This is a genomic window from Acinetobacter sp. BIGb0196 (genome assembly GCF_011759595.1).
GTDB lineage: Bacteria > Pseudomonadota > Gammaproteobacteria > Pseudomonadales > Moraxellaceae > Acinetobacter > Acinetobacter guillouiae.
Genome location: NZ_JAAOZA010000001.1, coordinates 2,633,680 through 2,653,898, shown reverse-complemented (window position 1 = coordinate 2,653,898; position 20,219 = coordinate 2,633,680). Strand labels below are relative to the sequence as shown.

The window sequence follows — 20,219 nt, the reverse complement described above, 5'->3', positions numbered from 1 at the left end:
TAAATAGACTGGTTTTTTCGATTCTGCCTACGCCAGCCATTCTTAGGAATAGTTGGTACTTAGGAATAAACGGCTGTTAGGGTTAGACGGCTCTTAGGATCAATGCCCCGATTAAAATAATACATGACGAGATAATACGTATCGCATTAACTTGCTCTTTGAGAATAAAAATCGAAATTAGCGTCGCAAATAAAATCGAGGTTTCACGCAGTGCGGCAACAATAGCAACTGGTGCAAGTGTCATCGCCCACAATGCGAGTCCATAAGAGAAAAATGAGCCAATCCCACCGATTAAACCGAAATGCCAATTATGGCGAAAATAATCACCCATCTGGCGATACTGCATTTTCAAGGCAAACATAAAAAAGATCAGACCTGAGAGCACAAAGCTCCATAAGATATAAGAAATGGGTGATCCTGAGAGACGAATCCCATGACCATCCACCAAGGTATAGCCAGCAATTAAAACTGCATTGAGCAAGGCTAAGCCAATCCCTTTTCTTCCTGTTTGAGAGGTCGCGAAGATCATAGATAAAATGCCGATGGAAATGGTAATGATCCCAAGCCAAGCATTAAGTTCTAATGTTTCATGCAGCAAGAATGTCCCTAAAACTGCCACAATAAGCGGTGCAGTACCACGCATCAGTGGATAACTTAGTCCCATGTCAGCAACACGATAGATTTTGGCAACCATACCAAAATAGAGAATCTGTATTCCCGTTGAGGCCAAAATATAAGGCCAACTAGCGCGATGTGGTATCGGGAAAAAGGGCAGTAGTAGCGCTGCTAAAACTGCTGCTGATGCAGTTACCAGTACAGTGGTTAAAAATTTATTTGAGCCTGCTTTGACAATAGCATTCCATGTGGCGTGAAATACCGCTGCGATTAAAATAAGGCCAAATATTGCCGTGCTCATATGCTGCCTGCATGTTCATGATTGAATTAATGTGCATGATGTTGTTAAAAAAAGAAAGCAGGCAGCTGATCTCGATTATAAAAATACCTTTTCAGCGTGCTGTGTTACCGATTCTACCGGTTGAATCAGTTGTCCACGTGATAGGTTCTGAACATGCTGCAATCGATTCTGTAATTCATTTTGGATAAACAGGATACAGGTCTGTAATTTAGACGAGCTTTTTAAACGTGACGGATAGACTGCCCATACATCGGCATCTTGCCAGTATTCAGGCAAAATATGCTGTAACTGACCGCTAATCAACTCATCTGCAACATCCCAAATTGAACGTAAGATAATGCCATGACCTTCGACTGCCAATTGGTGAATAATTTCACCATTATTGGAGATAAAACGTGGGGTGACATGTACCGACATATCTTCTGAAGCGTGGCGTAATTTCCATAATACCGAAGATTGGTCACGTTCACTGATGGTTAAACAATCTTGACTACGCAAATCGTCTAAACTTTCAGGCATTCCATTTTTTAATAAATAGCTTGGTGCAGCACAAAAAATTCGGAAATTAGAAACCATTTTTTTGGCAATCATATTGGGTGCAATTTCATTACCAATCCGAATATCCAGATCAATACTGTGTTGAATTAAATCTTTCGTATTATCAATTGTATCAAACTGAATTTCTAATTTTGGATACATGGTCAGCAGTTTAGACAGGATTGGTGCAACATGTTTCCGCCCAAAACCAAAGCTGCTGACAATATCCAGATGCCCTGTAGGGGTACTTAATGGGTTATTGACCAACTCACTGATTTCATCAAATTCATCCAAAATATGAGCGACTCGCTCCAAAATCAGTTTGCCATCTTCAGTCAAACTGACATGACGGGTACTGCGATGAAACAATTTACAGTTTAAATTGTTTTCTAAAATGTTGATGCGCTTACTAATAAACGCAGGCGAAACACCCAGTTCCTCAGCAGAATCAACAAAACTTTTACGTTTTGCGACTGTGCAAAAAACCTTTAAATCCGATAGGTTAGGTAGATTATTCACGATCCGTGTCCATTGGGGTGATAGTTTTATTATTGATCATTTTTGCTGAAAATAGCATGTTTACAGCTAAGGATATTAACCAAAGGTGTAAGGGAGTGTTATGGCAAAAAAGTATAAAGTTGCGACGATTGCAGGCGATGGAATCGGGTTAGAAGTTCTACCAGAAGGGATCAAGGTTGTAAAGGCGGCTGCAGACAAATATGGCATAGCGCTACAGTTCGATGCGTTTGAGTGGGCAAGTTGTGATTACTATCTTGAACACGGAAAAATGATGCCGGATAACTGGTTTGAAATTTTACAGCAATACGATGCGATTTTCTTTGGTGCAGTGGGTTGGCCTGAAAAAGTGCCAGATCATATTTCTCTTTGGGGGTCATTGCTACAGTTCCGTCGTCGTTTTGATCAATATGTAAATTTACGTCCAGTACGTTTAATGCCAGGGGTGAAATGCCCACTTGCAGGGAAAAAACCGGGGGATATTGATTTCTACGTGGTACGTGAAAATAGCGAAGGTGAATATTCTGCGATTGGTGGTAAGGCTTTTGAAGGTACTGAGCGTGAGTTTGTTTTACAAGAAGCTGTGTTTACCCGTCATGGTGTAGACCGCATTTTGAAATATGCCTTTGAGTTTGCCAATCAACGCGATGCTAAAAAAGTTACCGCTGCAACCAAATCAAATGGTATTGCAGTCAGTATGCCGTACTGGGATGAACGTGTTGATGAGATGGCAAAACAATATCCGCAAATTAAGGCAGACAAACAGCATGTCGATATTTTGGCCGCGCGTTTTGTGTTACAGCCTGAACGTTTTGATGTCGTGGTTGCTTCAAACTTGTTTGGTGATATTTTGTCGGATTTGGGACCTGCATGTACAGGAACGATTGGTTTAGCTGCTTCTGCAAACTTAAATCCAGAACGTAATTTCCCATCGTTGTTTGAACCTGTACATGGTTCTGCACCCGATATTTATGGTCAAAAAATTGCCAATCCAATTGCTGCAATCTGGTCTGGCGCAATGATGTTGGATTTCTTGGCAGATGGCGACGAACAGGTGGTTCAAGCAGGTCAAGAGATTATGCAGGCGATTGAACATGTATTGCTATATGGCCCGAAAACACCAGATGTGGGTGGAACAGCCAAAACGGACGACGTTGGAGATGCGATAGCAGCATTTGTAACACATCAAAAAATGGACTTATTCGCGATGGAGTAATCGCCCTTAGGGAATAAACAATCAGGATCCAAGATGGATTGAATGGATATGGATAATCAAAATACAAAACTTTATACAGATAAGACACTTGCAATAACCAGTCTTGCCGTTGTGTTTATTTCGGTGGCTGGTTTGGCAATTTACTCGACTGAATCTATACAGCTTGCTGCTCAATGGATGAAGTGGACAACATCTGTTTTTACTACACCAGTGCTTTTATTTGCATTTTTATCAATTATTTTTACCTTTGCTTTGGCGTTCAGTAAATATGGAAAAATCAAATTAGGTGAAGGCAAACCGCAATACAGTACCATGTCATGGATTTTCATGTTCATTTTATCGGGTATTGGTTCTTCGACCTTATATTGGGGCTTCTTAGACTGGGCTTATTATTATCAAACACCAGGTTTAAATTTAACTCCTGAATCTGCGGAAGCATTGAAATATAGCGTTGCTTACTCATTCTTTCATTCGGGATTGAGTGCTTGGTCGATCTATGCGCTGGCTTCAATTTCACTGTGTTATAGCTATCACGTCAGAAAGAATAAAGGCTTAAGTTTGGCGTCAATGATTGAAGCGGTCACTGGTTTTAAGGCAACTGGACCTGTTGGGCGCCTTGTCGATCTGATGTTCTTGTTGTGTATGTTCGGTGCTTTAACGATTTCTTTGGTGCTGACTGCGGTGACTTTTACCAATATTTTGTCGCAGCTGACAGGTATCCCGAATACCTTTATGACCAAAGTGGTGATTATTTTTGCAGTATCGATTTTATTCGCCCTGAGCTCTTATGTGGGGATGGATAAGGGCATGCAACGTCTCAGCCATATGGTGTGTTTAGGTGTGGTGTTGTTTGCGATTTACGTGCTGTGCTTTGGGCCGACCCAATTCATTATGAATAACTCGCTGATGAGCTTTGGCTTAATGGCAACCAATTTTGTCGATATGAGTTTATTTACCGACCCAATGGGCGATGGAAAGTTCACCCGTGAATGGACCGTATTTTATTGGTTATGGTGGATTTCTTATGCACCGGGTGTGGCCTTATTTGTAACGCGTGTTTCAAAGGGACGGACCATCAAAGAAGTGATTCTTGCCATGGTCATCGGCGGTAGCGTTGGTTTATGGTTCATCTTTGGGGTGTTTGAAAACTACAGTGTCTATAACTTTATTCACGGTATGGTCAATGTACCACAAGTTTTAAGCCAACAAGGTGGTGAAGTTGCGATTAGCCAACTGCTTGGTTTATTGCCTGCTGGCAAGCTGATGATGTGGATTTTCCTTGGGATTATGGTGATTTTTCTTGCAGCACATATGGATGCTGTGGGCTATGCAGTGTCGGCAACTTGTACCCGTGGTTTACGTGAGGGGCAAGACCCATCACCAAATGCACGTTTGTTCTGGTGTGTGATGCTAACCCTTGTCCCGATTGCGATGATTTTCTCTAAAGCACCTTTGGACACCATGAAGACCGCGACCATTGTGACTGCCTTGCCATTCATTGTGATTATTTTGATACAGACCTATGGCTTGGTGAAATGGTTGATTGAGGATTATTCAAAGGTTCCATCCCATCTGATAGAGCAAATGAGTTTTAGTGAGTTGGAATCTTTAGATCAAACAGACGCAAATAAACATATGCACATTGATGTTGCAATTGAACCCACTGCGGATAAAACCAGTCAAAAGGAATTGTCATGACACAACAACCGAGCATGCACTATAGATTGAGTGAAGAAATGCAAAGTCTGGTGTATTGGAGCAGCATTTATTCACCGGCGGATAATGATATCGATTCTATTCGGGCTGCGTATGATGCGATGTGCTTACATTACACCTTACCACGTGATGGTACGGTCAATATTGAAGATAAAACTGTGCCGCAGCTCAATCATCCAGTCAATGTTCGGTTGTATTCACCATTGGGCGAAGCACCAGCGACAGGTTGGCCATGTATTTTATATCTTCATGGTGGCGGTTGGATGGTGGGGAATCTTGATTCACATGAATTTATCACCCGCTATTTATGTCGTGATTTAAATGTTGCTGTGCTGAGTGTGGATTATCGCTTAACACCAGAACACCATTTTCCAGCTGCATATGAAGACTGTGAAACGGTATATCACTGGCTCTATCAACATGGCCTGCAATGGAAGATTAATCCAAATCAAATTGTTTTGATGGGGGACAGTGCGGGTGGTAATTTAGCGGCTGCACTTGCAGTGCAATTACAACATACAGGTGCTCAAGCCTGTGGTCTTGCAATGATTTATCCATGTTTGAGTAGTGGTTTTGATACGGCATCATGTCAGCAGCAAGCAGATGCACCATTACTGTCGCTAGCGGATATGCATGATTACTTGCAAGCCTATGCGCCAAATACAAGCGACTGGCAGGACTTACGTTTATCACCACTGTTGGCACAGGATTTTTCCAATATGCCTCGTAGTTTTATTGCCGTCGCTGAGTATGACCCTCTCAGTGATGATGGGCGTATTTTTGCTGAAAAGTTAAAACAGGCCAATATTGCAACCGAATTTTATCTCGGTAAAGGATTACTACATGGCAGTTTGCGTTTAGTACGTGACTGTCCTGTGGTGCAAGATTTATATCAGCGCATGCTGAGTTCGTTAAAGCCAATGTTCAATTGATTTGAACATCAGCCAATTTTAAACAAACGGTCGTTAGGACAAAAAAGAGTTTAATGGAGTAAAAACATGAATGCAGTTGAAAAATTACCAGAAGATTTCTGTTCAAACCCAGACGTTGCTTGGACATTTCCCAAAGTGTTCTATACATCGTCTCAAGTTTTCGAGCGTGAAAAAGAAGAAATTTTTGCAAAAAGCTGGATTTGCGTTGCACACGGCAGTGAAGTGGCACAAGCCAATGACTATATTACCCGTAAGGTCATTGGTGAAAATATTATTGTGATTCGCGGTAAAGACAGCGTATTACGGGCTTTTTATAATGTCTGTCCGCATCGTGGGCATGAGTTGTTAAGTGGTAGTGGTAAAGCGAAGAATGTGATTACCTGTCCTTATCATGCATGGACATTTAAGCTAGACGGAAGTTTGGCGCTGGCACGTAACTGTGATCATGTTGAATCCTTTGATAAACAAAACTCAAGTATGGTGCCTGTAAAAGTTGAAGAGTATGCCGGTTTTATTTTTATCAATATGGATGAAAATGCCACTTTTGTTGAAGATCAATTGCCTGAGTTTGCACAAAAGCTCAATGAAACTTGTGCGGTCATCAAAGATTTAAAACTTGCAGCACGCTTTGTGACGGAAACACCAGCGAACTGGAAAGTGATTGTAGATAACTATATGGAATGTTATCACTGTGGGCCTGCGCATCCGGGCTTTGCCGATTCTGTTCAGGTGGATAAATATTGGCATACCACACATCAAAACTGGACCTTGCAATATGGTTATGCACGTTCTTCAGAAAAATCCTTCAAGCTGGATCCATCTGTACAAGATCCAACCTTTAGTGGTTTTTGGACATGGCCTTGCACCATGTTTAATGTGCCACCAGGTGGTAATTTTATGACCGTGATCTATGAATTTCCTGTAGATGCTGAAACGACATTACAACATTATGATATTTACTTTACCAATGAAGAACTGACTCAAGACCAAAAAGATTTGATTGAATGGTATCGTAATGTCTTCCGCCCAGAAGATTTAAATCTGGTTGAAAGTGTGCAACGTGGCTTAAAGTCACGTGGTTATCGCGGTCAAGGGCGAATCATGACGGATAAGCAACGTTCGGGGATTAGTGAACACGGCATTGCTTATTTCCAAAACCTCGTTGCGCAATATCACAAATAATCATTTAAGGGAGCCTCTCAAAATATCACTGGGGCAAACAGCTCGATCATGTGTTTTTTGAGACGCTCTCAAGTTAAAGGTGCGGCAAATAAAGTCGTACCTTGCTTTCAAACCATAGGATCATGACATGTCAAGTTTGCAAGGTAGTCCGCTATTTCAACAACGTGGATGGGTAAATGGTCAGTGGATCAATGCACAATCCAATGCCACTGTACCCGTCACCAACCCAGCAACAGGTGAAGATATTGGGCTTATTCCCAATATGGGGGCGGCAGAAGCAAGCCTAGCTGTTGATGCTGCATATCAAGCTTTAGCAACGTGGAAAGCCTTAACTGCACAAAAACGCGCAGATTTATTATTGGCTTGGTATCAGTTGGTATTGGCACATGCTGACGAACTGGCTCGTATCATGACCATTGAACAAGGCAAGCCTTTGGCTGAAGCTTTAGGTGAAGTGAAATATGCTGCTTCATTTATTCAATGGTTCGCAGAAGAGGGTAAGCGAGTTTATGGTGATGTGATTCCTACTACCAATAATAAACAGCGTTTTATCATTACCAAGGAACCTGTAGGTGTGGTTGCAGCGATCACGCCTTGGAATTTCCCAATCGCCATGATTACCCGTAAGGCTGCGCCAGCTTTAGCTGCGGGTTGTACGATTGTGATTAAACCTGCCAATGAAACGCCTTATTGCGCCCTGGCCATTGCAAAACTTGCAGAAATGGCAGGGATTCCTGCTGGGGTGATCAATGTTGTAACAGGTCAGTCACAAGAAATCGGTGCGGTATTTACCAGTCATGAAAAAGTCAAAAAACTGACTTTTACTGGTTCAACACCTGTTGGTCGTTTATTGATGCAGCAATGTTCAGACACGATTAAAAAACTTGCGCTTGAACTTGGTGGAAATGCGCCACTGATTATTTTTGATGATGCGGATTTAGATAAAGCAGTACAAGGTGCAATTTTTGCCAAATTCCGTAATGCAGGGCAAACCTGTGTTTGTGCCAACCGTATTTATGTACATGACAAGGTTTATCAGGCATTTACTGAGAAATTTGTGCAAGAAGTTGAAAAGTTTAAGATTGGCAATGGTCTTGAAGAAAATGTACAGATAGGGCCTTTAATCAATGAAAAAGCCGTCCTTAAGGCTCAACAGTTGATCGATGATGCACGAAAAAAAGGTGCACAAGTGGCATGTGGTGGTAAACAGCATGCACTTGGACAGACCTTTTTTGAACCAACCGTGCTTACTGATGTGGATCAAAGCATGGAAATTGTCAAAGAAGAAATCTTTGGGCCAGTGGCACCACTGATTCGATTTAGTGATGAAGCAGATGTGGTTGCCCAAGCCAATGACACCATCTTTGGTTTGGCAGCCTATGTGTATAGTGAAAGCATTTCACGGATCTGGCGTGTCGCAGAACAACTTGAATATGGCATGGTGGGGATGAACTCAACTGCAATTTCAAATGAAGTAGTCCCGTTTGGCGGTGTGAAGCAATCTGGGGTAGGCCGTGAAGGTTCTAAGTATGGCTTAGAAGAATTCATGACCATTAAATATATGTGTTTAGGGCTATAGGATAAAGGCGTGTTGGACATTCATTGATGATCATCCAACACGCTGCCCTCCAATGAGAAAGCGCTTGAATAAGTACTTAAAAAAGCAACATGTGGTAAAGAGGATTTAGACATGGCAAGTCATTATGAAATGTTTGCATCAGTGGTCACAGGGGTAGAGCAACTTACACCATTGATCAAACGGTTTACATTTAAACGTCAGGATGGACAAAATTTTCCTCAGTTTAATGGAGGCAGTCATATCATTGTTAAAATGAATGATCAGCTTTCCAATGCCTATTCACTGATGAGCTGTGCTCAGGATCTTAGCACTTACCAAGTATGCGTACGCAAAGATGTAGAAGGTAAAGGTGGCTCGGTCTATATGCATGAGCAATGCAATGAAGGCTGTGAAATTCTGATTTCAGAACCTAAAAATTTATTTCCACTGGCTGAAAATGGTGCAAAACATATTTTAATTGCGGGTGGGATTGGGATTACGCCTTTTGTGCCGCAAATGGATGAGTTGGCTGCACGTGGGGCAGATTACGAATTGCATTATGCCTATCGTTCGCCAGAGCATGCTGCACTGTTGCAAGAGCTTAAACAAAAACATGCTGAACATATTTTTAGTTATGTCGATTCAGATGGGAAATGCCTTGATCTCGATCAATTAATTTCCGCACAGCCAAAGGGCACACACGTTTATGTCTGTGGGCCAAAGCCAATGATTGATGCGGTGATTGATCGTTGTAATTTTCATCGTTATCGAGATGAATATATTCATTGGGAACAATTTGCTTCAACCGTACCTGAAGATGGTGAAGCGTTTACTGTGGTTTTGGCGAAATCCAATCAGCAAGTCGAAGTTCAAGGCAACCAGACTATTTTACAGGCGATTGAAGCATTGAATATCGATGTTGAGTGTTTGTGTCGTGAAGGGGTGTGTGGTACCTGTGAAACTGCAATTCTAGATGGTGAAGCAGAGCACTTTGATCAGTATTTGAGTGATGATGAAAAAGCATCACAGCAATCGATGATGATCTGTGTATCTCGTGCCAAAGGCAAAAGATTGGTATTAGATTTATAAATGATCATAAATGAAGCTTATGTTTTTATATGAACTTTTAGAAATTGTTGGATATCGATTCATTTTTTGTACTTTTTGAATCCTTGATGATTATCCTACCGTGGGGCGACATGGATGTCGCAGTTGAGCGGGGGTACAGGACGTACCCCTCGCCCAACGGAAGATTTTTGTCATCTTGTATCTTGTTCTTTGTAGTGATTAGCTATCACTACACGTAAATTGTAGAGTTTGGTTTGTCATCAAAACTTCGAGTTTCCTGAAAAGATTAAACCTACAATTTACACCTAACCACTGACATAAATCTGGACGGTAACTAAGCACTTTGATGCTGCATTCACAAGAAAAGACTGTGGTTTTTTAATATTAATTCAATCAATAATTAGGTGAAGCTATGTTTTATCTTGGCATTGATGTTTCTAAAGCTAAATTCGATTGTTGTTTATTTCTTGATGACTCTAGTGGAAAAATAAAAACTAAATGCTTTTCCAATAGTAATAAAGGATTTCATCAATTGTTATCATGGTTAAATCGTTTTGGTCTTGTTGCTGAAGAAACTAGAGCCTTAATGGAAGCAACATCCGTCTATCATGAAATGTTAGCTCAATTTTTATTTGATTTAAAATTTCAAGTTTGTGTGGCTAACCCAGCCCGTACTCGATATTTTGCTCAAAGTATCTCTAAGCTTAATAAAACTGACAAAATCGATAGTGAAGTATTGGCGCGATTTGCAATGACTGTAGATTTACATTTATGGCAACCCACTCCTGATAATATCCGATTGCTCAATGCTTTATTAGATAGAAGGTCAAGTCTTGCGAACGACTTAAAACGTGAACAAAATCGTTTGGAAAAAGCAAACTCCACTCTAATAGTTGTACCAATTTTAAAGTCTATTAAGACCAATATTAAATCATTAACTAGGCAAATTCAGAATCTAGATACACAAATTCAAAATCATATTGATCAAGACCATGAGCTTAAACGTGATCAAAAACTTCTTGAAAGCATTCCAGCAATTGCTGAGCGGACCAGTTTATTAATGCTTGCTTTTTTTCGTGCTCATTCTTTTGAAAAAGCAAGCCAAGCTGCTGCATTTGTGGGTTTAGTTCCCATTCATAGACAATCTGGTAGTTCTGTGCTTGGAAAAAGTCGCTTATCTAAAGCCGGTTCACCTAAAATTCGATCGGGTTTATATATGGCTGCCATTGTTGCAACTCGGTACAATCCTCACATTAAAGAGTTGAGCGAACGGCTCTTAGCGAAAGGGAAAACTAAAATGGTAGCGATTGCTGCTGCTATGCGAAAGTTAATTCATCTTTGCTATGGTGTTCTTAAAAACCAACAACCTTATCAGGCAAATTATAAGGCATGAATCCTGAAATAATTTGCTTGACAGTTAAGACGGTATCTTTTCATCTCTGAAAAGTGAGGCATCGCCTACGCAAAGCGATTTAAACTTTGATTGTAAGGTGTGGCATTGCAAACTTTTTTATAATCAAACAATTTATTTCCCCCATGCAATTGATTTAATTAAAAATAGCGATTATGAAAAATTATATTCTTGTGTCAGAGTTTTTTGACAGGTTGACTATATATTGCAGCTTTACTTTAACCCGAATTGACGGTTTCTAAATTAACGCCGAATGAAGTTCATTCGGCGTTAATGACTGATTATGAGTATGATTTAACAACTACATTTGAGCATCAGCACAAAAAACCAAATACAGCTAAGTGCAAAGCATAGCCACTAAAAAGCCCAAACAAATTTTAATACACTCGTATGGCCTTCAGGGCGATTTTCAACATGAGTTTCTTTTAAATACTTTGCTTCAATTGACCAGTTTTTATCTTGATATTGTATTGCAGGACCAATTGCCAAAACTTGTCCACGCATCGCAATATTTTCACCCTGTTGCTTATCTGACTTGGTTTGCTTAAAAGCGTAGCCTTCAACAGCCACTTTAACCTGATCAGTAAGTTTATATCCAAGACTATAATCACCAGCAAAATATTCGCCAGATTTGTATTGGGTATCATCATTTTCAGTGTTAAAGCTATAAGAAATTTTAGTTGAAATATCTAAACCATTTTTTGGCGCATAGCTGTAGGCAAAAATCGGTCGAACAGTATTATAGTTTTTGCCAATATTGGCGACCAAAGGCTGCTGTGCTGTGGCCTTATCATATTGACCTGTAGCGAGTACTGTTTCTATCGCAGCAATCCAGTGGTGATCTCCTTGATGCCAACCTAACATTGACCCCAACATTAAATCACCTAAGCCACTGTTATGATCTGACATCCCCGCTGCAGATAATCTGAGATCAACCATAGGCTGTATGGCATAGAAACCCAGTTGACCACCGAGATAGTTTTGTTCTGTCATCCAGACCAAACGGGGTATAAAGGCATTTACATCTAAATGAAAATTCGCTGGGCCGTTGTCAAAACTTCCAGCATGGTAATTTTGATAATAGCTTAATAGATACACGCCAGCAGGAGGTAGTGCGCCTGCCATCATACCTTCAGCACCGAGGGCAAATGAGTCAGCCCCATTTTCTGTGGCACAGGCAATGCTACTGGTTAAACCGAGCATCAATGGAACTGAAAGTTTGAACATCAGTTGTTTCATAGAAAATCCTTTTCAATGATATTTATATTGCAGCTAGCTGTAGTTAAACGGATTTAGTATCACTACATTTTTGACTAAGCGGCTACTCGACGACGATCAACCTCTGTAGAGGGGACTTGATCAACGTCTTTGACCAATTGGAAATTAAATTTGATGTGTTTAAAGGCTTTATTTAAATTGTATTGTTTAATTTTTGCGAGATTTGTTACATCCAGCGCAGTAGCAATCAGTCCATCACGAGTAGCAAAGGCAAAGTCATCCCAAAGGTATTTGTCTCCTTCAATATTAAATTGGGTGGTCAGTTTGCGATAACCCGGCGCAGAGACAAAGTAGTGAACATGCGAAGGGCGGTTACCATGTCGACCCAACAAATTGAGTAAAGCTTGTGTTGTACCTTCAGGTGGACAGCCATAACCGACAGGCATGGTGGTTTGAGCGATATATTGACCTTGTGTATCGGTGAAAATACTGCGGCGTAAATTAAATGCAGACTGAGATTTATCAAAGAATGAATAGTTGCCTAAACTGTTGGCATGCCAGATTTCTACTTTTGCATTGGGAATAATCTGTCCAGCAGTGTCAGTGACAATGCCTTCAATGATTAAGGCATCGACATGCCCAGATTCAGAGCCATCGTCCATACGAGCAAAGCCAACGGACTCAGGCGCACCTGCAACATAAAGCGGTCCTTCAATTGTTCGTGGTGTTCCACCTGTAATACCGGCTTTAGCATCTGCTTCATCTGCACGTAAATCTAAGTAATGTTCTAGCCCGAGACCTGCTGCCAAAAGTCCAAGTTCATTGGCTTGACCTGCATCTGTCAAATATTCTAAGCCTTTCCAAAGCTCGGTTTGAGACATATCTAAGTCTTCAATGGCTTGGAATAAATCACCAAGTAAACGTACAACGATTTGCTGAACACGCAGATTGACTTCACCTGTTGCTGTCGCGACATTCATTTGCTGAACGAGGCTATCGATTTGTTGTCTATTCATCATCATCTTCCTTTGATTGATATGAGTATTTGGCATGAGTATCTTGAGAGTGATCTGGAATCGGTGCAGATCACTCAAGCTGGTGTTGCTATATTGGATAATTTAAGGGTTCAACCACTCAACTTTAGATGTGTCTAAAAAGTGCCGAACGTGATTGCCCATTTGCACCATCTGCCGCACTTAAAAAGCGTTCAGTATGGATATCTTTTTCAAATAAACGGCTTTGCATCAAGGTGGAGATGGCGGCATCAATCATTGGTGGCGGGCCACATAAATATGCTTTGTGCCCACTGCATTTATTTTCAAAATAATTGGCAACCGCTTCATGTACATAACCTGTAAACCCTGTCCATTGGTCTTCTGGCTTAGGCGCATTTAAGGCAGGGATGTATCTGAAATTTGGATATTCTTTGACAAGCTGTTCGAATTTTTCACGGTTATATAATTCAGCAACATCCCGTGCACCTTGGAACAAATAAATGATACGGGTGTCACCGTGTTCTAAAAGATCCAGAATCATCGATTGAGGGCTTGAAAGCCCTGAACCACCTGCAATGAAAATGACATTTTGCTGATCAGACTTACGCACAAAAAATTGTCCATAAGGTCCTGAAAGCGCCATTTCTTCACCAACACTCAGTTCATCATGCACATAGCGTGTTGCTGCACCACCTTGCACTTTACGAATATGTAATTCGATCAGATTTGCTTCGCTCGGTGTATTGGCGATTGAAAATGCCCGGGTTCCTTCAATATTTGGGAGTTGGATATTGATGTATTGGCCTGCTTGAAACTGCATTGGTCGATCAAGTTGAAGTCGGACACCTTTAATCGTTGGCGATAAATCCGTTATTTCAATAACCTTAGCTTGGTAGTCTTGGACTAAATAGCCTAAGAAATCCTCGTCTTCATCCACATCAGCTTCGATGACCATGTCAGATTCTGGTTTGCAACAACAAGCCAACACTTTATTTTCTTCACGTTCAATGTCCATAAGCGCAAAAGGTGAGGCTTCACCTACATCATAAAAGCCGTCTGTGACTTGAACTTTACATGTACCACAAGTGCCATGTCCGCAAGCAAAGGGCAACCAAACACCTTGACGCAATGCTGCATCTAAAATGGTTTGATCCTCTTCAACTTGAATGATGGTTCCTGCTGGTTCAATCGTGACTTGATAGCTCATCTGTGTTCTCCTTAAACATGTGTGCCTTGGTAACCTGCTAAATCAGGCGTTACAAAGCGCAGGAGAGATTTATGATCAAAACCCAAATCTTCTAGGGACTTAGAAAAATCAGCCTGTAAAAGATTGCGGTTTAAACGGAATTCAACTTTAGACCAATCAATATGTTTAAAATCGGGATGTTGCTCAAAACCTGCTTGAATTTGCCCATCAATCAAGGCTTGTAAGCTTTGTTTTGGTGAAACCACAAAAGCATGTGCCGAACAGAATAGGGTGTGATGATCCCAACCAATAAACAACAATATGTTTTCGCCGTAATTTTGTTGTAGGTCTAGTGGTTCAAATTGATATTTTTCAACAATCGCTTGTACAGTCATGGTGTATTTCCTTAAACTTTTGAATAAATCCTTGAGCGGATGCTGTCGAGTTAGACAACATCCATTGTTTATTTTTTAATTTTTGGATGAGGGTTTAAGCTGCGTTGCCTTTCCACTTTTTCCAGCGCTGTTGGTCAGGTGAACCTTCAATATCGAGATTGTCTGCACCGACATTAAAGTTGTAGTAATCCCTTAAAATACTTTCTAAATCTGGACCACCACAGTTACCCTGCAAAATTTGATGTACAGGCAGCCAAGCTTGGATGTATTTCTCAGGTTCGCGTTCAAAAATGTCATGACAACCATCAGAGCAAGTGTGGTAACGTTCATCTTTGTAAATTGAATCGCGATAGCTAAATAGCGTTGGGTCACCATCCATTTCAGTAAAGGTCATGGGAATTTGGCACACTTGGCACAATTGAGGTAAACCCGCGCTATAGAAGCGTTTACCTTCAGCTTCCATTTTTCGAGCAAGTTCCCAACGTGGGCGGTAGTATTTATCAAACGTGTCAGGATATTTTTCTGAGAGCCAATCCATTTCCTCATCTGTTGGGATCCACGTATGGAAGCCTGCTGCATGACCGAAGTTATAGAAAATCCACCATGCTTGATGCGAAACATGTTCTTTCTCTTTGCTAATCACTTCACTATATTTCGGCATACGAATCCCGTAGCGACTTAAGTCTTTAAACAAAGCGCCACCTGCTTCTTCAAAATAAGTTTCCCAAGCTTCTTTCCATGACATGACTTTATTTGGCAGCATGTAATCCATCATCATGCCGACGATGGACAGCAGGCGAGTTCCTCGCCAGAACCATTTATCAATCCATTCTTGTACGATTGGCACATTATCTTCGTGCTGTTCCAGTAAGAATTTTACAATTTCCAGTCCTAACGTCATGTGGCGTGCTTCGTCTGATTGTGCACTAAAGCCAAATGTTACGGTTGCCATATCACCGTTGTAAGCTGCTCCCGACATGAAAGGAACGAACAATAAGTTAGTTAGGACATATTCAAAGGCAAAGCTGATTGCCAATAAAAACTCAAAAGGCCCCGCTGAACGCGCATCTTCAAAGAATGATTTAGGTACAGACAAGTACCAGACACGGTCATGCATATGTGCCCAGTCTTGGAAGCCATCAAAGAACTTGTTGTAATGGCTCATCGCATGAATCTGGGTTTGTACATGACGTAATTCATCAATGGATTGCATTTGCGAGGCGATACGTGCACCAATGCCACTGAACTGACGTCCAACATGGGCATAGCCTTGGTACGCTTGATACTCAAGCGGGGTTACCGCGGTTAAAAACAGTTTAATTGCGTTGACATAACGTTCATTTGAAACATTCATTTGCCCATTGTTTTGTGCAAAAGCATCAAAAATGGCATATAGCTTCTTTTCTTTTTCTGCTTGGTATTTCCAATAGTTATCCATGGTTAAACGGAAAGGATCTTCCCATTTCGACCAGTCGGTAATTTTGATGCCTTCAAACTCTTCATACGGAAAAGCATCTTTACGATCTGCATAGGAAAAGTCCCAATCTAGATCACGGGTGAGTATCCGATAACGTTCTTTGGCATTGAGCTTTTTATTGTTTACTTTGGCTTGGCTATTCATTTTGATCATCCTTTAACTTACATGCAGCTGCCTGCTATTTATGCTTTAAATCTAGGGGAAGTACGGCTTAGTTCCACTTCAAGGTAAAACTGTCATCATCTTCATCAACATTGCCACCCAAGGTGATCATGTTGAGTTGAAGTTCTTGGATATCCCAGTTTTGCCCAAGTTTTTCTGATACTGTTTCTGCACGTACCACCAGCTCGCCAGTGCTTTCGACCCGAATCATCGCGGGAAGATATTGAATTGTTGCTTCAGGATTGTCCTGTTCAATCGCTTCAATGATGTAGCGTGAAGTGTCATTGTCTTGCAATGCTAAATAAACTTTAGAGGTCATGATGGCAAATCCTTATGCTGCTAAATCGAGTAAAATGTTGCCGGCTTTTTTGCTACGTTCAGAGATCTTATTTAGACCTGAATCAATCCCTGAATCCGTAAGTGCGGTTTGTGCCCAAGCACTAAATGCTTGTTTAACTTGGGGTAGTAATTCCGTGATCCATGATTGAATCAGGGTTTTATTCTCTTCAGATTCTGAAATCGCAGTTTTTAAAACACTGTCTGACCACTTCGCTAAATCAGTTAAACAGTCCTTCATAAATTCAGTAAGAATGGCAATATCACGCCCGCCATTTTCAACCAGCCATTCATCGAGCTGTCCAAAAACCAGCTCTTGTAACATGCTGTCAATCAAAAGATTTTGCAAAATATAAAGTTTGAACCAGTCTTGTTCGGTTAGGCTTTGTTCACAAAGTTTACGTAAGGGTTGCCAAGTTTCATCATTTAGCCAAGCGTGTTTGGCTTGTTGTAAGGATTCACCTGTATTGCCATCAAGGATTAAGCCAATACGTGAAATGTATTGCGCCATACCGAGACGATCCATAGCCGCAAAAATACATGCTTGGGTGATGACAGTGCCATAACCATAGGCACTGCCTGACATCATATGTAAGTTGGCTGTTTGTTCGACATAGCGAAAAGGTAATAAACGCTGGATGATTTTTTGTTTCACTTCATCACTGAGATTATTGACCAACTGACGTTTTTCAAAAAAAGCATAATGACTTTCAGCGGTATCTTGCAGACGTGCACGATGTTGCACATAAGCGCCGTAATAAAATTGACGAGGGTCTTTAAATGCATACCAATCTTGCATTTGCAAAGCGGTATGGGTTTTATCATTTAAGGTTTTATCTGGCTTCCATAAGGGGCGATAGTGAAAATTTGTCGAAGCTTGAATATCAAAGCTGACTTCTTGATAGCGTGTTGCGGGCTTGGCTCCAAAACGGCGTTCGATATACGCATAAGTCTGACGAATCGGTTGCAAATTGGATGTTTTAATTTCTAAAGTCATTAGCTTCTCCTTGTAGAATTAAGCCTGATCTTCTTGATCAGAATGTTGGCGAGCATGATTTAAAACAGTTGGTTCAATGCCATAACGCCATTTATCTTCCTGCGCATCGTTCCAAGCTTGTTGTTCTGCGGTCATTTCAATGACATGATTAATTTCACAAAAATGCTGGAAAGCTTGTTGGGGGAGAATCAGTTCAACAAAAAGCGTAGGGTCTTGAATGGCAAAATCGAACTCGACAAATTTGGCATTCCGCTCACCAGTAATACGGATATATTTGACCAATGCGGTAGGCTGTTTAGCGTCAATCATGTGCTTATCCTTTTATCAACATCAAAACAATTTCGATGTAGAGCTTCATGCTCATGTACTAGGTTTGCTCTAGATATTCCAAAAGTCGTGCCAACTTTAAAATTTAATTAAAATTCAAATGTTTATTATTTATTGCTCATGAGGATATGAAGCACGACAACATTATTTTCATCAAATAATGAACGTAAAGAGATGCTGATTTCATCAAAAGATGAAACAGTGATTTTGATGGGAGAGGTCGAGTTAATGTTTATAAAAACCAATAACGACTTGATATTGGTTAAAATAAAAACAATATACCTTAAAGGTATGAAAATATAAGAAAAGGTAGTGAAGCTTTTGGTTCAGAATTAGGTAATATCAAGATTGCATTCACAAAGACATATAGCCAAGGATGGATATATCATGCCCCCAGCCAAAGATGTGAAGGTATATAAAAAAATACTGGAACAGAACAAAGATATTCAAGATTTACTCGATAAAATCGTTTTTGATGCTCAACACGGACAAATCTGGTTTGATGAAAATCGAATGCTGTTGATGCATACCAGTATTCTGGGCTTTTTAAGAAAAGATCTCTATCAAATGCTGGGGCTTGAACGCACCAAACGCTTTTTTATTCGTTGTGGTTACCAAGCTGGCATGCGCGATGCAGAAGTAACCTCAAAACTACGACCAAATTTAAATGAAGCAGAAGCTTTTATGGCTGGACCGCAAATGCATGGCATCCGTGGCATGGTACAGGTTGATGTCAATGAACTGCATTTAAGTCATGATTTAAAACAGTTTTATGCTGATTTTAACTGGCTTAATTCATTTGAGGCAGAAGTGCATTTAAGTGAATTTGGTGCTTCAGATCAACCTGCTTGTTGGATGTTATTGGGCTATGCCTGTGGCTATAGCAGCTTTGTCATGGGGCAGACCATTATCTATCAGGAGACACATTGCGTTGCTCAAGGTGATGAGCATTGTCGAATCATTGGAAAGCCGTTGAGTGAATGGGAAAATGCCGATGAGTTGATTCGCTTTATGTCACCCGATGCCGTCTCGGATGAAATCATTGCCTTACAGGCGGAACTCAATCAATTAAAGAAAAATATCTATACCGATGCTGAAAGTGATTACACCATGTTTAATGCGGTAGGAGAGTCGGTCGCCTATCGCAAAGTCTGTGATCTACTTAAAAAAGCAGCAGGGAGTAAAGTCGCAGTTTTATTACAGGGTGAAACAGGCGTTGGCAAAGAAGCATTTGCACGGGGTATTCATAATGGCAGTCAGCGCCAAGCGCAACCATTTGTGGCTGTGAATTGTGCCTGTATTCCTCCTGATCTGATTGAGTCAGAACTGTTTGGGGTGGAAAAAGGCGCATTTACTGGTGCGGTTCAATCTCGAATGGGAAAATTTGAACGTGCTCATGGTGGAACTATTTTTCTAGATGAAGTGGTTGAGCTTTCACCACGCGCACAAGCTGCGTTATTACGGATGCTGCAAGAAGGTGAGTTTGAACGGGTAGGAGATAGTCGCACCCGCCAAGTCGATGTCAGACTTGTTGCTGCGACCAATGAGGATTTAGAGCAGGCCGTTAAAGATGGAAAATTCCGTGCAGATTTATATTATCGCTTAAATATTTTTCCTGTGATTATTCCACCTTTGCGTGAGCGAAGAGAAGATATTCCCTTGCTGATTAATCACTTTTTGGCACGCTTTGAAAATATGTATAACAAGACCCTAAAAGGGCTCAGTGATAAAGCGAAAAACTTTATGATGAAATATGATTGGCCTGGCAATATTCGTGAGTTGGAAAACTTATTGGAAAGAGCCACCTTACTGACCGATCATCAACAGGAAATTAAATTGGACAGTTTGTTTCCTCAACATAAGGATTTAGAAGCAGTGGGTGAAACTGCACAATCGCTGATCAATGTAGAGGATTTATTTAGTGAGAATTTCTCTTTAGATCAACTTGAACAAAATATTATTCGTAGCGCTATGGATAAAAGCCAACAGAATGTCTCAGAAGCTGCACGTATGCTTGGAATTAGTCGGGCAACATTGGATTACCGTTTAAAGAAAATTACGCTAGGTTAAAATC

General features: G+C 40.8%; 18 protein-coding genes. 8 read left to right on the top strand and 10 right to left on the bottom strand.

From position 1 onward, the window contains the following. Positions 1-82: 82 nt before the first annotated feature. Positions 83-916, bottom strand: coding sequence for a DMT family transporter (locus FHR28_RS12175; protein ID WP_166782673.1), 834 nt, complete (start codon positions 914-916; stop codon positions 83-85). 75 nt (positions 917-991) lie between these two features. Then, positions 992-1,972: a LysR substrate-binding domain-containing protein gene (locus tag FHR28_RS12170; RefSeq protein ID WP_166782672.1), complete on the bottom strand. Its 981-nt coding sequence runs from the start codon at positions 1,970-1,972 to the stop codon at positions 992-994. Positions 1,973-2,072: 100 nt separating this feature from the next. On the opposite strand from FHR28_RS12170, the gene FHR28_RS12165 reads away from it, so the two are divergent. The 7 genes from FHR28_RS12165 to FHR28_RS12135 all read left to right on the top strand — a co-directional run bounded on the left by FHR28_RS12165 (position 2,073) and on the right by FHR28_RS12135 (position 11,034). After that, the gene (locus FHR28_RS12165) at positions 2,073-3,185 is read left to right on the top strand and encodes a tartrate dehydrogenase (RefSeq protein WP_166782671.1); all 1,113 of its coding nucleotides are present in this window, start codon (positions 2,073-2,075) and stop codon (positions 3,183-3,185) included. Between the two features lie 42 nt (positions 3,186-3,227). Further along, a complete protein-coding gene (locus FHR28_RS12160; protein WP_016539053.1) occupies positions 3,228-4,883 on the top strand; it encodes a BCCT family transporter in 1,656 nt (551 codons plus the stop codon). Continuing rightward, positions 4,880-5,833, top strand: a complete 954-nt coding sequence (locus FHR28_RS12155) for an alpha/beta hydrolase (RefSeq protein WP_166782670.1) — start codon at positions 4,880-4,882, stop codon at positions 5,831-5,833. The genes FHR28_RS12160 and FHR28_RS12155 overlap by 4 nt, the downstream gene beginning before the upstream one ends. 66 nt (positions 5,834-5,899) lie before the next feature. Beyond that, positions 5,900-7,015 carry a carnitine monooxygenase subunit alpha gene (cntA, locus tag FHR28_RS12150; protein ID WP_166782669.1) on the top strand — a complete coding sequence of 372 codons (1,116 nt, stop codon included), beginning with the start codon at positions 5,900-5,902 and terminating at the stop codon, positions 7,013-7,015. 127 nt (positions 7,016-7,142) lie between these two features. Further along, positions 7,143-8,594: an NAD-dependent succinate-semialdehyde dehydrogenase gene (locus FHR28_RS12145; RefSeq protein WP_166782668.1), complete on the top strand. Its 1,452-nt coding sequence runs from the start codon at positions 7,143-7,145 to the stop codon at positions 8,592-8,594. A gap of 111 nt (positions 8,595-8,705) precedes the next feature. After that, positions 8,706-9,662 (top strand): carnitine monooxygenase, reductase subunit CntB, encoded by a 957-nt coding sequence (gene cntB / locus FHR28_RS12140; protein ID WP_004721372.1) that lies wholly within the window; start codon positions 8,706-8,708, stop codon positions 9,660-9,662. A 391-nt stretch (positions 9,663-10,053) separates the two neighbouring features. Continuing rightward, positions 10,054-11,034 (top strand): IS110 family transposase, encoded by a 981-nt coding sequence (locus FHR28_RS12135; RefSeq protein ID WP_166781741.1) that lies wholly within the window; start codon positions 10,054-10,056, stop codon positions 11,032-11,034. Positions 11,035-11,409: 375 nt separating this feature from the next. Here the strand turns inward: FHR28_RS12135 and FHR28_RS12130 are convergent, their stop codons facing one another. From FHR28_RS12130 to FHR28_RS12095, 8 genes are all read right to left on the bottom strand, one after another. Beyond that, on the bottom strand, positions 11,410-12,291 hold the full coding sequence (locus FHR28_RS12130) for a SphA family protein (RefSeq protein WP_151802780.1): 882 nt from the start codon (positions 12,289-12,291) through the stop codon (positions 11,410-11,412). A 74-nt stretch (positions 12,292-12,365) separates the two neighbouring features. After that, positions 12,366-13,286, bottom strand: a complete 921-nt coding sequence (catA, locus tag FHR28_RS12125) for a catechol 1,2-dioxygenase (protein WP_166782667.1) — start codon at positions 13,284-13,286, stop codon at positions 12,366-12,368. A 124-nt stretch (positions 13,287-13,410) separates the two neighbouring features. Beyond that, on the bottom strand, positions 13,411-14,472 hold the full coding sequence (locus FHR28_RS12120) for an NADH:ubiquinone reductase (Na(+)-transporting) subunit F (RefSeq protein WP_004721366.1): 1,062 nt from the start codon (positions 14,470-14,472) through the stop codon (positions 13,411-13,413). Between the two features lie 11 nt (positions 14,473-14,483). Beyond that, on the bottom strand, positions 14,484-14,846 hold the full coding sequence (locus FHR28_RS12115; protein ID WP_166782666.1) for a phenol hydroxylase subunit P4: 363 nt from the start codon (positions 14,844-14,846) through the stop codon (positions 14,484-14,486). A gap of 94 nt (positions 14,847-14,940) precedes the next feature. After that, a complete protein-coding gene (locus FHR28_RS12110; protein ID WP_004820631.1) occupies positions 14,941-16,467 on the bottom strand; it encodes an aromatic/alkene/methane monooxygenase hydroxylase/oxygenase subunit alpha in 1,527 nt (508 codons plus the stop codon). Positions 16,468-16,534: 67 nt separating this feature from the next. Further along, complete coding sequence (locus FHR28_RS12105; RefSeq protein WP_004721361.1) at positions 16,535-16,804, bottom strand: MmoB/DmpM family protein; 270 nt, start codon at positions 16,802-16,804, stop codon at positions 16,535-16,537. A gap of 12 nt (positions 16,805-16,816) precedes the next feature. Continuing rightward, positions 16,817-17,818, bottom strand: a complete 1,002-nt coding sequence (locus FHR28_RS12100; RefSeq protein ID WP_166782665.1) for an aromatic/alkene monooxygenase hydroxylase subunit beta — start codon at positions 17,816-17,818, stop codon at positions 16,817-16,819. An 18-nt stretch (positions 17,819-17,836) separates the two neighbouring features. Then, positions 17,837-18,127, bottom strand: coding sequence for a phenol hydroxylase subunit (locus FHR28_RS12095; protein ID WP_056512494.1), 291 nt, complete (start codon positions 18,125-18,127; stop codon positions 17,837-17,839). A 405-nt stretch (positions 18,128-18,532) separates the two neighbouring features. On the opposite strand from FHR28_RS12095, the gene mobR reads away from it, so the two are divergent. After that, positions 18,533-20,215 carry a phenol degradation transcriptional regulator MobR gene (gene mobR / locus FHR28_RS12090; protein ID WP_034615101.1) on the top strand — a complete coding sequence of 561 codons (1,683 nt, stop codon included), beginning with the start codon at positions 18,533-18,535 and terminating at the stop codon, positions 20,213-20,215. Positions 20,216-20,219: the final 4 nt, after the last annotated feature.

Bases quoted from the DNA above. Each gene is read 5' to 3' on its own strand.
- catA (WP_166782667.1), bottom strand. From the start codon at position 13,286: ATGAATAGACAACAAATCGATAGCCTCGTTCAGCAAATGAATGTCGCG.
- mobR (WP_034615101.1), top strand. From the start codon at position 18,533: ATGCCCCCAGCCAAAGATGTGAAGGTATATAAAAAAATACTGGAACAG.
- cntB (WP_004721372.1), top strand. From the start codon at position 8,706: ATGGCAAGTCATTATGAAATGTTTGCATCAGTGGTCACAGGGGTAGAG.
- FHR28_RS12165 (WP_166782671.1), top strand. From the start codon at position 2,073: ATGGCAAAAAAGTATAAAGTTGCGACGATTGCAGGCGATGGAATCGGG.
- FHR28_RS12155 (WP_166782670.1), top strand. From the start codon at position 4,880: ATGACACAACAACCGAGCATGCACTATAGATTGAGTGAAGAAATGCAA.
- FHR28_RS12135 (WP_166781741.1), top strand. From the start codon at position 10,054: ATGTTTTATCTTGGCATTGATGTTTCTAAAGCTAAATTCGATTGTTGT.
- FHR28_RS12160 (WP_016539053.1), top strand. From the start codon at position 3,228: ATGGATATGGATAATCAAAATACAAAACTTTATACAGATAAGACACTT.
- FHR28_RS12095 (WP_056512494.1), bottom strand. From the start codon at position 18,127: ATGATTGACGCTAAACAGCCTACCGCATTGGTCAAATATATCCGTATT.
- FHR28_RS12110 (WP_004820631.1), bottom strand. From the start codon at position 16,467: ATGAATAGCCAAGCCAAAGTAAACAATAAAAAGCTCAATGCCAAAGAA.
- FHR28_RS12115 (WP_166782666.1), bottom strand. From the start codon at position 14,846: ATGACTGTACAAGCGATTGTTGAAAAATATCAATTTGAACCACTAGAC.
- FHR28_RS12145 (WP_166782668.1), top strand. From the start codon at position 7,143: ATGTCAAGTTTGCAAGGTAGTCCGCTATTTCAACAACGTGGATGGGTA.
- FHR28_RS12120 (WP_004721366.1), bottom strand. From the start codon at position 14,472: ATGAGCTATCAAGTCACGATTGAACCAGCAGGAACCATCATTCAAGTT.
- cntA (WP_166782669.1), top strand. From the start codon at position 5,900: ATGAATGCAGTTGAAAAATTACCAGAAGATTTCTGTTCAAACCCAGAC.
- FHR28_RS12105 (WP_004721361.1), bottom strand. From the start codon at position 16,804: ATGACCTCTAAAGTTTATTTAGCATTGCAAGACAATGACACTTCACGC.
- FHR28_RS12100 (WP_166782665.1), bottom strand. From the start codon at position 17,818: ATGACTTTAGAAATTAAAACATCCAATTTGCAACCGATTCGTCAGACT.
- FHR28_RS12130 (WP_151802780.1), bottom strand. From the start codon at position 12,291: ATGAAACAACTGATGTTCAAACTTTCAGTTCCATTGATGCTCGGTTTA.
- FHR28_RS12175 (WP_166782673.1), bottom strand. From the start codon at position 916: ATGAGCACGGCAATATTTGGCCTTATTTTAATCGCAGCGGTATTTCAC.